We start from the raw sequence: 10,494 nt of genomic DNA on the forward strand, positions 1-10,494 counted from the left end.
CCCGCTTGGTCCCCCGACCGCCCGCGGGAACGCGAGCCCCGGCGGAACCCTCGGACCGCACGGGGCTCCCGGAGCCCTCAGTCCCCTCAGCCGGCACTGCGCTCCGCCGCCTCGACCACGTTGACGAGCAGCTGGGCCCGGGTCATGGGGCCGACGCCGCCGGGGTTCGGGGAGATCCAGGCGGCGACCTCGGCCACGCCGGGGTGGACGTCGCCCATGATCTTGCCCTCGGCGTTGCGCGAGACGCCGACGTCGAGGACGGCGGCGCCCGGCTTCACGTCCTCGGGCCGGACGAGGTGCGGGGAGCCGGCCGCGGCGATGACGATGTCCGCGCGCTTGAGGTGGGCGGCCAGGTCGCGGGTGCCGGTGTGGCACTGGGTCACGGTGGCGTTCTCGCTGCGCCGGGTGAGCAGCAGCGGCATCGGGCGGCCGATGGTGACACCGCGGCCGACGACCACCACCTCGGCGCCCTTGATCTCCACGCCGTAGCGGCGCAGCAGGGTGAGGATCCCGTTGGGGGTGCAGGGCAGCGGCGCCGGCTCGTTGAGGACGAGGCGGCCGAGGTTCATCGGGTGCAGGCCGTCCGCGTCCTTCTCCGGGTCCATCAGTTCCAGGATGCGGTTCTCGTCGATGCCCTTGGGCAGCGGCAGCTGGACGATGTAGCCGGTGCAGGCCGGGTCCTCGTTCAACTCGCGGACGACCGCCTCGATCTCCTCCTGGGTCGCCGTGGCCGGCAGTTCGCGCTGGATGGAGGCGATGCCGACCTGGGCACAGTCGCGGTGCTTGCCGGCGACGTACTTCTGACTGCCGGGGTCGTCGCCGACCAGGACGGTGCCGAGGCCGGGCGTGACGCCCTTCTCCTTCAGCGCCGCCACACGGGCGGCCAGTTCGGACTTGATCGCGGCTGCGGTGGCCTTGCCATCGAGAATCTGGGCGGTCATACCCCCATCCTCGCGGATGACCGGCCCCCTGTTCCAATCCGGCCACCATCCGGGCACCGCCCGAACGGTGCCCGGCGGCTTCCGGCGGGGCGGGGTGGCTACCGGCCGGGCAGGGTGGCTACCGGCGGTGCGGGACGCGTCCCCGTCGCGTCCGGCCGTGATCAACGAGGTTGCACTTGCACAACACCTCGGGGCCGGGCTGGACAAGCAAGAGACCGGTCAAGAACGATTGGGCGACACAGTGCCGCGGGGCCGTACCGGGGGGACGAACCGCTACGAAGAATCTTCCTCCGAGTCGTGCCGCGCATCGTCCCCGCACTTGACAGCGACGGAGGAAGTACCGCCATGAGTTTCGGCGACCCGAACAACCCCTACGGTGCGCCGCAGGGTCAGCAGCCGCCCCAGGGGCAGCCCGGCTACGGCTACCAGCAGCCGCAGGGACAGCCCGGGTACGGCTACCCCCAGGCACCGCCCGTCCAGCAGCCGTACGGTGCCGCGCCCACCACGATGCCGGGCACCGTCAGCACCGCCCGCGTCCTGCTCTGGGTGATCGTCGGCTTCCAGGTCATCGGCACCGCGCTGTTCGCCCTCTCGGCCGCGACCATCGACAAGGCCAAGGACGACGCCGCGTTCGAGGAACTGGCCGACTACCCGACCGGCGTGCTGTGGGGTCTCATGGCCCTCGCGCTCGTCTGGGGTGTCTGGGCGGCGGTGCTGGCCACGAAGTTCAACTCCGGCGGCAACGGCCTGCGCGTCACCGCCCTGGTCTTCGGCATCCTCACCGCGATCCTCGCCGTCTACCCGTTCACCCTGCTCGGCATCGTCCACCTGGTGTTCGGGATCCTGATCGCCGTGTTCGTCGGCAACTCCAAGGGCTCCGCCTGGTTCAAGCGCCCGCGCTACTGAGGCGCCCGGGGCACTTTCCGGCCAATTCACGTCACAGGGCCGTGTCTCACCCATAAGAGGGCAGACACGGCCCTGGTGCGTCGCCCTAGTCTGACCTGGGTAGCCGTCAGGCACGGGGAGACGCACCTTGTACAGCATCATCGTGGTACCTCCGCCGACCCCGGAGGACACACGCGGCCGCTCCGGTGACCGCGCCGGTACACCCGCCCAGTTCCGGCTCGCGCCCGGCGAACGGCTCGTCTTCGGACGGTCCGTGGCCGAGGGAGGCCTGCGGATCGGGCACGACGGGGTGTCCCGCAGAGCCGGCGAGATCACCGCCCACGGCACCTTCTGGTCCCTGAGCAACCTCTCGTCCCACCAGACGTACGTGGTGGAGAACCCGGAGGGCGCCGGCGAGCACGTCAAGGTGGCACCGGGCCGGCTGGACGCGCCGATCCCGTTCGAGTTCTCGCGGATCGTGCTGCCCGCCGCGGGTGACCTGCTGCCGGTCGAGGTGTGGGCGCCGCGCCACGACTACCTGCACGCCGCGGACGGCACCGACGGCGAGCCGACCGCCCCGGCCTTCTCCGTCGACCGCACCAAGCGGTACTTCGCGGTCCTGGCCGCCCTGTGCGAGCCGCGGCTGCGGGGCGCGCCGCACGCGCCGCTGCCGACCGTCGAGCAGGTCGTCGAGCGACTGCGGCCCGGCTGGCCGGCCGCCTCGCGCACTTCCGTCCAGTGGAACATCGACTACCTGGCGGTGAAGCTGCGGCTGAAGCCGGGCCCGGAGACGGCGGAGGCGGGCGCGCGGCTCAACGGCAAGAAGGAGTCCCTGGTGTCCATGGCGCTCCGCTTCGACCTCGTACGGGAGGACGACCTCGTCGTCCTCACGGCGCCGCCGCGCCAGGTGCCCCGGTGACCGAGCCGTACGCCGTCACCGTCCCGAAGGGCTACCGGGTCGGCGGCTGGGAGGTACGGGCGCCGATCGCGACGGGCGCCTTCGGCAGCGTGTACGAGGCCCGCCGGGTCGGCGACGAGGCGGCCGGGCTGCCGCGCACGGCCGCCCTGAAGTTCCTGCCCACCGGCACCGGCACGCCCCGCCACCTGACGCACCTGCGCGAACTCGTCGAACGCGAGGTCGAGTTGCACCGCCGGCTCCGGCGTCCCCGGCTGGTGCGGATGTACGAGACCCTCGTCGTCGACGACCCGGCCCGCCCCGCGCTCGACGGCGCCACCGTCCTCGTACTGGAGAAGGCGGAGGGCTCCCTGGCCGCCCTGCTGTCCGCCTCCCCCCGCCCGGCCGCCGGGCCCGCGCTGGTCGCCCAGGTGTGCGAGGGCCTGGCCCAGCTGCACCACGCCGGGTGGGTGCACGGGGACCTGAAACCGGCCAACGTGCTGCTGATGAAGGACGGTTCGGTCCGGCTCGCCGACTTCAACATGGCCGCCGAACTGGAGGGCACCCACGCCTACACCCCCGCCTTCTCCACCCCCGACTACACCCCGCCCGAACTGCTCTGGTCCGAGATCGGCGAACGCGGCCGGCGTATCCGCCCCTCCGCCGACGTCTGGGCCTTCGGCGTCCTCGCCCACCTCGTGCTCACCGGGTCCTTCCCGCTGCCCGGCGGCACGCCGACGGCCCGCCGCGACGCCTGCGCCGCCTACGCGCGCGGCACCGAGGAGCTGCGGCTGTCGCCCGCGCTGCCCGAGGCGTGGCGGGAGATCGTGCGCGCGTGCCTGACCCGTACGCACGCCGAACGCGTCGGCACCGACGCCCTGTTGCGACGGGTGTCGGCGGCCACGGGCGGCGCCGGCCGGTCCGCCCTGCCGCGCCGCGCACGCCCCCGGCGGGTGGTCCTCGCCGCCTGGACCGCCGCCTGCGTCGCCGTCGCCGCGCTCGGCTACGGCATCAGCGCCCGGACCGACGGGGACGGCGGTCCCGGCCCCGCCACCCCGGCCTCCGGCAGCACCGTGACCGTCTCCGCCGCCTCCTACGGCGCGGGCGAGCTGCGCACCGACCGGGACGTGCCGCCCGCCTACCGCCTGCTGATCGTCGAGACGGCGCACGACTGCGGCCGCGAGGAGGTCAGCCCCTCCCTGATCGCGGCCATACTGAAGGTCGAGAGCGACTTCGACCCGGACCTCTCCGACCCCGTGACGAACGAGTACGGCATCGCCCGCTGGACCCCGTCCGTCCTGCGCTGGTGGATGAACGAGGACGGCACACCAGGTGAGACCGTCCCCGAACCCCCGTTCCCGCCCGCCGAGTCCATCCCGGCGATGGGCCGTTACCTGTGCTGGATCGCTCCGCGCCTCGACGCCGGCCTGCCGGGCGATCGCCGGGTACTGATCGCCGCGGCCTACCGGACGTCGTACGCCAAAGTGAACGACGCGGGCGGAGTTCCCCCGAAGCACCGCGCCTACGCCGACCGCGTCGCCCACTACCTCAAGGAGTACACGCCGCCCGCGCGGAAGTGACCCTGGGAGTTGCGAGGTACCGCGCGGCGGGCGTCCCGGGCACGGTGTGAGCACACCGCTTCGGCGGTACGAGACACCGACGTTCATGGGGGAACAACAGTGAACATCACCAAGCCCGCCGCGCTGCTCCTCGCGGCATCGGCCCTGGTCGCCGGCTCCACGGTCGCGGCCACCGCCGCCGACCCGGCCGGCACCCGCGTCACCGCTCTCCAGCGGGCGGCCGACGAGGTGCTGGCCGACAAGCCGAAGCCCCTGAGCGTGACCGCCGACGTGGTCACGTACGAGGGCCTGACCGTCACCAAGGCGCCCAGGACCAAGGCCGCGCAGGACCTGGCCTGCGGCTACGGCCACCTGTGCATGGTCGTCAAGGGCACCAAGTTCGACTTCTACAAGTGCCAGACGTGGAACGTCACCAACTGGACCGGCGACGGCCCGTTCACCAACAACCAGACACCGGGCACGGTGGCGAAGTTCTTCAACCAGGACGGCAGCGTCCGCTGGACGTCCACCGCCTACCAGGCCGGCACGGCCACCTGGGACCCGATCTGGTCCCTGCGCCCCTGCTGACCTGAACCCGCCTGACGGCGGTGGCCTCCGCCCCTCTCTCCAGGAGGGCCCGGAGGCCACCGCCGTCAGGTCACCGGTCCTTGAGGTACGGGGGCAGGGGGTCAGGGGACAGGGGTCAAGGGCTCCGGGAGTCAGGGGGCCAGGGGACAGGGCACAAGGGGCCAGGGGCTTCGGGAGTCAGAGGGCCGAGGGGGTCAAGGGCTCCCGGAGTCAGGGGGCCGAGGGGCAGGAGCCAGAGGGGCAGGGCGTCCGGTCGGGTCGGCGTTCGTAGACAGTCACCCGCCGTCCGCGGACCCGCTCGTCCGCCACCACCGTGAAGTACTCGCGCAGGACGGCCATCTTCGCTCCGTCCCGCGCGCCCGGTACCGCCCCGTCCGGCAGGGACGCGTCCGTCACCAGCAGAACCCGCCGCTCGGCGAGCGTCAGGGCGCGGATCCTGGCCGGCTCCGCCTCCACACCGCCCAGCGTCCCGGACTCCTCGGGGCTCCGGGTCAGCGCGATGTCGCGCAGTCCGGTGAACGCGCCGGGCGAGACCAGCGCGGTGTCACGCCGGAACGCGGGGACGAAGAGCACCGCGTCCCCGTCCCTGTGCAACCTGCGCACGTGGTCCGCGACCGCCAGCACGTCGTCCACCCTGCTGCTCGGCGACCGTGTGCCCAGGGACTGCGGCAGCAGGGCGACCACCGCCACGAGGACCACCGCGGGGACCAGCCACACGGACGCCCGCGGAAACCGCGGTGCCGCGGCCCGTGCCGCCGCGTCGACTGCGGCGCCGATCAGCAGGGCCAGTCCGAGCTGGCTGAACGCGATGTACCGGTCCAGGAACACCGGCTGGACGAACGAGAGCCCGATCAGGCCCAGTTGCGGCACCGCCAGCAGCGGCAACCCGACGGCCGCCACCGACAGCCGACCCGCCCTCGGGCGGTCCAGCAGGGCGGCGAGCCCTCCCACCGACAGCAGCACCGCCGGGGCGATCACCGTCTGCCAGGTCAGGGGCGGTATCCAGGCCACCTGCCCGGACTGGCCCCGGCTGTAGAGGACCAGTGGCAGCACCCCGGCCACGGCGAACGCCGAGGCCCCGGCCCACCGCGCCCACACCCCGCGCCCGGCCCGCGTCCAGATCAGCGTCACGGCGTGCGCGGGAAGGACCAGCAGGGAGAGCCAGTGCAGCAGCGCCCCCACCAGGACCACGCCGCCGTAGGCGGCCCACCTCGCCGTCCGGCCGGGCTCCCGCAGCAGCGAGACCAGCAGCAGGGTCGAGAGTCCGACACCGGCCGCGACCAGCGCGTACGAGCGGCCGTCCTGGAGCTGGAACTGCACGGCCGGGAGCAGCGCCAGGGCCAGTCCGGCCACCAGACCCGTCCGGAACCCGCCCAGCCGACGACCGATAACCGCGACGCAGGCCGCCGCCGCGGCCATGGCCAGCACGGAGGGCAGCCGCAGGGTCGTGATGCCGGGCCCGAAGCAGCTGAAGAGGGCGTGCATCCACAGGTAGTAGAGCCCGTGCACGACGTCCGCGTGCTGGAGCGTGTGCCATATCTGTCCGGTCGACCGCTGGGCCACCAGCCAGGTCGCCGCCTCGTCCCGCCACACGCTGTCCTGTCGGGAGAGCCCCCACAGGCCGAGGAGGACGGTCCATAGCACCGGGACCGCCCAGACGGGTGTGCGCGGCCGGGGACCGGCCGGGTGAGTGGTCATGAAACGGCCGGGTCCTCACTGCGCTGATCACCGGGATGGGTCGCACCAGTATGGGCGATCGACGGCCTGACGGTGATCGACTGTAAGGAATTGGCCAGAGGTAGGAGTGCGGAAGCGCGGAGCCTGACGCCGCACGGACGGACGAGGACACGCGGCAGGCACGCGGCACGCGCGAGGGCGCGGCGCCACGCTGTCGCTCGTGGCGCCGCGCCCTCGCGCGTGCTCGGTGATCAGTGACCCGGCGACCAGTGACCAGTCACCAATGACCAGGGATCAGTGACCAGTGATCGTCAGTGATCAGTGGAAGAAGTGCCGCGTCCCCGTGAAGTACATCGTCACGCCGGCCTTCTTCGCCGCCTCGACGACCAGCTCGTCGCGGACGGAGCCACCCGGCTGGACCACGGCCTTCACGCCCGCGGCGGTGAGGATCTCGAGCCCGTCCGGGAAGGGGAAGAACGCGTCGGAGGCGGCGTACGCCCCCTGCGCGCGCTCGGCGCCCGCCCGCTCCACCGCCAGCTTCGCGGAGTCGACCCGGTTGACCTGGCCCATGCCGACGCCGACCGAGGCGCCGTCCTTGGCGAGGAGGATCGCGTTGGACTTGACGGCGCGGCAGGCCTTCCAGGCGAAGGCCAGCTCGGCCAGCTCCGCCTCGGACAGCGCCTCGCCGGTCGCGAGCGTCCAGGTGGCCGGGTCGTCGCCGTCGGCCTGGAGGCGGTCGGTGACCTGGAGGAGGGCGCCGCCGTCGATGGGCTTGACCTCGACCGGGGCGGCGGGCGCCTCGGGGGCGCGCAGCACGCGGATGTTCTTCTTCTTGGTGAGGGCTTCGAGGGCGCCGTCCTCGTAGTCCGGCGCCACGATGACCTCGGTGAAGATCTCCGCGACCTGCTCGGCCATCTCCTTGGAGACCGGGCGGTTCACCGCGATCACGCCGCCGAACGCGGACAGCGGGTCACAGGCGTGCGCCTTGCGGTGCGCCTCGGCGACGTCCGCGCCGACCGCGATGCCGCACGGGTTGGCGTGCTTGATGATCGCGACGCAGGGCTCGGCGTGGTCGTACGCGGCACGGCGGGCGGCGTCCGTGTCCGTGTAGTTGTTGTACGACATCTCCTTGCCGTGCAGCTGCTCGGCCTGGGCGAGGCCGCCGCCCTCGGGGGAGGTGTAGAGCGCGGCGGGCTGGTGCGGGTTCTCGCCGTAGCGCAGGGTGTGCGCGCGCTCGTAGGTGGCGCCGAGGAAGTCGGGGAACCGCGACTCGTCGACGGGGGCGTACTCGGAGGCGAACCAGGAGGCGACGGCGACGTCGTACGCGGCCGTGTGCTGGAAGGCCTCGGCGGCCAGCCGCTTGCGGGCGGCCAGGTCGAAGCCGCCGTCCTGCACGGCCGACAGGACGTCGGCGTACCGGGCCGGGCTGGTGACCACGGCGACGGACGGGTGGTTCTTGGCGGCGGCGCGCACCATCGAGGGGCCGCCGATGTCGATCTGCTCGACGCACTCGTCGGGGGTGGCCCCCGAGGCGACCGTCTCACGGAACGGGTAGAGGTTGACCACGACCAGGTCGAACGGCTCGACGCCCAGCTCGTCGAGCTGCTGCCGGTGGCTGTCCAGGCGCAGATCGGCGAGGATGCCGGCGTGCACCTTGGGGTGCAGGGTCTTGACGCGGCCGTCCAGGCACTCGGGGAAGCCGGTCAGCTCCTCGACCTTGGTGACGGGCACGCCGGCCGCGGAGATCCGCCCGGCGGTGGAGCCGGTGGAGACGAGCTCGACGCCGGCCTCGTGCAGCCCGCGCGCCAGCTCCTCCAGCCCGGTCTTGTCGTAGACGCTGACGAGCGCGCGACGGATGGCCCGCTTGTTGCTCTCGGCGGTGGCGGTCACTGGATAACTACCTTTCGTCCCTCAATGCGATAGCCGTTGCGGGCGAGCCGCCCCACGACATCGACGAGCAGCCTTCGCTCGACTTCCTTGATGCGCTCGTGCAGAGCGCTCTCGTCGTCCTCGTCCCGGACCTCCACCACGCCCTGCGCGATGATCGGCCCGGTGTCGACGCCGTCGTCGACGAAGTGGACGGTGCAGCCGGTGACCCTGGCGCCGTACGCGAGCGCGTCCCGCACACCGTGGGCTCCCGGGAAGCTGGGGAGGAGGGCGGGGTGGGTGTTGACGAAACGCCCGCCGAACCGCGCCAGGAACTCCTTCCCCACGATCTTCATGAACCCGGCCGAGACGACGAGGTCGGGCTCGTGGGCGGCGACGGCCTCGGCGAGCGCCGCGTCCCACTCCTCGCGGGTCCCGTAGTCCTTGACCTTTCGTACGAAGGTCGGCAGCCCGGCGCGCTCCGCGCGCGCGAGCCCCTCGACGCCTTCGCGGTCGGCGCCGACGGCCACGACCTCGGCTCCGTAGGCCTCGACGCCGGTGGCGGCGATCTCGTCGAGGAGCGCCTGCAGATTCGTACCGGATCCGGAGACCAGCACGACGAGGCGCTTGGCGCGCTGGGCCACGGGCTTGGCGGCCACGGTGGGGGCCTTTCTCGGGGGAGCGGGTCTGCGGTCGGCTCGCGCATTCGCGGGTTTGTGCGGTCCTACGAATGCTTCGCGCCCCGGGATACGGGGAAGTCTACGAAGCAGCCGACCGTCAGCAACGATACCGGCACACCGGACGGCCCCCACGGGACGGGGGCGCGGCCGGGAGGTAGCGTCTGCGTGGAGCCGGACCGGGAACGCGACCTGCGCCCCACGCGTTCACCAGTCGTGCCGCCCAGTTCGTACTCTCCATTCCGTTGCCGCCAGTTCGTTATCGCCAAGGGGAAGACGCTCACTTGATGCCGGACCGCAGCCCGCGACTGCTCACGCTCCCCCAGCAGTCGGCGCAGCCAGGGGGGCGCAGCGCCGTCGTGCTGCGGGAACGTCCCTCCTCGCCGCCCGACTCCTCCTCGGACCGGGAGACCGGCGGCGAGCGGGGCGGCGCATCCCAGGAGGACAATCCGTTCGCCCCGCCCCCGGAGGGCACGCCGGACCGCCCCTGGCAGCCGCGGCACCCGTCGGGCGACGACTCCCGGGGCTCGCAGGGTGACGGCGGCGGGCGTTCACCGTGGGGCCGCCAGTGGAGCGACCGGCAGCCCGGCCGTTCCGCGGGCAACTTCGGCGAGCGTCCCGGCGGCTCGGGCCCCGAGGGCCAGGGCGGCGGAGGCCCGCGCTGGGACCCGGCGGACCCGGCCCAGCGGCGCGCCCGCTATGCCCTGCTGAGCGGTATGTGGGCCCTGTTCTTCGCGCTCTTCACGTGGCCGTACGTGGCCCTGCTGCTCGGTGCCCTGGGTCTGTACTGGGGGATCAGCGCGCTGAACGCCAAGGTCCGCGCCGCCGGCGACCCGGACACCCCGGCCCCGCCGCCCGAGCAGACCGGCCGGCCGCAGCGCACCGCCGCGATCAGCGGCCTGGTCACGTCCTCCCTTGCCCTCGTCCTGGTCGCCGCCTCCTTCGGCGCCCAGTTGGTCTACCGCGACTACTACACCTGCGAGAACGACGCCCTGACCAACGAGGCCCAGCAGTCCTGCGACCGGCACCTGCCGGAACAACTGCGGGACCTGCTGGACACGGGGGACTGACCCGGCCCCCGCTCGACGCCGGAGCGGGCGGTTCCCAGCCCGTCCGGCGTCTGAGGGCGAGGCCGTTCGGGCCGAATACGGGGTCTGGGGGCGCAGTCCCCGGGGACGGGAAGGAAAGGGGCGGCGGGGGCGAGAAGTGCCCTGGGCCGCCCCGGCGCGGCCCCGCCGCTCAGGACCCGCGCAGCGGCCCCGCCGGGGGATCGACCGGCAGGTGATCGTACGGCGCACCGTCACCGCCGTCGGCATCCTGGTCGTACAGCCCGAGCGGCACGGCGTCCTCATCCGCCCTCCGGTCCCCCGCCGCCCCCGCACCCCGCCCCCGCCACCGCCCCACCG

9 protein-coding genes are annotated in these 10,494 nt (G+C 73.1%); 5 read left to right on the forward strand and 4 right to left on the reverse strand.

Annotated features, from left to right (window positions below):
- Nucleotides 1-86 precede the first annotated feature (86 nt).
- Nucleotides 87-941: a bifunctional methylenetetrahydrofolate dehydrogenase/methenyltetrahydrofolate cyclohydrolase gene (locus tag KUM32_RS27500; RefSeq protein WP_217144663.1), complete on the reverse strand. Its 855-nt coding sequence runs from the start codon at nt 939-941 to the stop codon at nt 87-89.
- Between the two features lie 345 nt (nt 942-1,286).
- Here KUM32_RS27500 and KUM32_RS27505 point away from each other — a divergent pair, with 345 nt between their 5' ends.
- From KUM32_RS27505 to KUM32_RS27520, 4 genes are all read left to right on the forward strand, one after another.
- A complete protein-coding gene (locus KUM32_RS27505) occupies nt 1,287-1,847 on the forward strand; it encodes a hypothetical protein (protein WP_217144664.1) in 561 nt (186 codons plus the stop codon).
- 127 nt (nt 1,848-1,974) lie between these two features.
- Nucleotides 1,975-2,745, forward strand: coding sequence for an FHA domain-containing protein (locus KUM32_RS27510; RefSeq protein WP_217144665.1), 771 nt, complete (start codon nt 1,975-1,977; stop codon nt 2,743-2,745).
- A complete protein-coding gene (locus KUM32_RS27515; protein ID WP_217144666.1) occupies nt 2,742-4,301 on the forward strand; it encodes a serine/threonine-protein kinase in 1,560 nt (519 codons plus the stop codon). The genes KUM32_RS27510 and KUM32_RS27515 overlap by 4 nt, the downstream gene beginning before the upstream one ends.
- A gap of 99 nt (nt 4,302-4,400) precedes the next feature.
- The gene (locus KUM32_RS27520) at nt 4,401-4,868 is read left to right on the forward strand and encodes a hypothetical protein (RefSeq protein ID WP_217144667.1); all 468 of its coding nucleotides are present in this window, start codon (nt 4,401-4,403) and stop codon (nt 4,866-4,868) included.
- 210 nt (nt 4,869-5,078) lie between these two features.
- On the opposite strand, the gene KUM32_RS27525 is transcribed toward KUM32_RS27520, so the two are convergent.
- From KUM32_RS27525 to purN, 3 genes are all read right to left on the reverse strand, one after another.
- The gene (locus KUM32_RS27525) at nt 5,079-6,566 is read right to left on the reverse strand and encodes a glycosyltransferase family 39 protein (protein WP_217144668.1); all 1,488 of its coding nucleotides are present in this window, start codon (nt 6,564-6,566) and stop codon (nt 5,079-5,081) included.
- 297 nt (nt 6,567-6,863) lie between these two features.
- A complete protein-coding gene (gene purH, locus KUM32_RS27530; RefSeq protein WP_217144669.1) occupies nt 6,864-8,435 on the reverse strand; it encodes a bifunctional phosphoribosylaminoimidazolecarboxamide formyltransferase/IMP cyclohydrolase in 1,572 nt (523 codons plus the stop codon).
- Nucleotides 8,432-9,070 (reverse strand): phosphoribosylglycinamide formyltransferase, encoded by a 639-nt coding sequence (gene purN, locus KUM32_RS27535; RefSeq protein WP_217144670.1) that lies wholly within the window; start codon nt 9,068-9,070, stop codon nt 8,432-8,434. The genes purH and purN overlap by 4 nt, the downstream gene beginning before the upstream one ends.
- Nucleotides 9,071-9,375: 305 nt before the next feature.
- On the opposite strand from purN, the gene KUM32_RS27540 reads away from it, so the two are divergent.
- Nucleotides 9,376-10,158, forward strand: coding sequence for a hypothetical protein (locus KUM32_RS27540; protein WP_217144671.1), 783 nt, complete (start codon nt 9,376-9,378; stop codon nt 10,156-10,158).
- Nucleotides 10,159-10,494: the final 336 nt, after the last annotated feature.

This window comes from Streptomyces sp. AC627_RSS907 (genome assembly GCF_019049165.1).

Excerpts from the sequence above, each read along its gene's own strand:
- KUM32_RS27525 (WP_217144668.1), bottom strand. The coding sequence starts at position 6,566 with ATGACCACTCACCCGGCCGGTCCCCGGCCGCGCACACCCGTCTGGGCG.
- KUM32_RS27540 (WP_217144671.1), top strand. The coding sequence starts at position 9,376 with ATGCCGGACCGCAGCCCGCGACTGCTCACGCTCCCCCAGCAGTCGGCG.
- KUM32_RS27505 (WP_217144664.1), top strand. The coding sequence starts at position 1,287 with ATGAGTTTCGGCGACCCGAACAACCCCTACGGTGCGCCGCAGGGTCAG.
- KUM32_RS27500 (WP_217144663.1), bottom strand. The coding sequence starts at position 941 with ATGACCGCCCAGATTCTCGATGGCAAGGCCACCGCAGCCGCGATCAAG.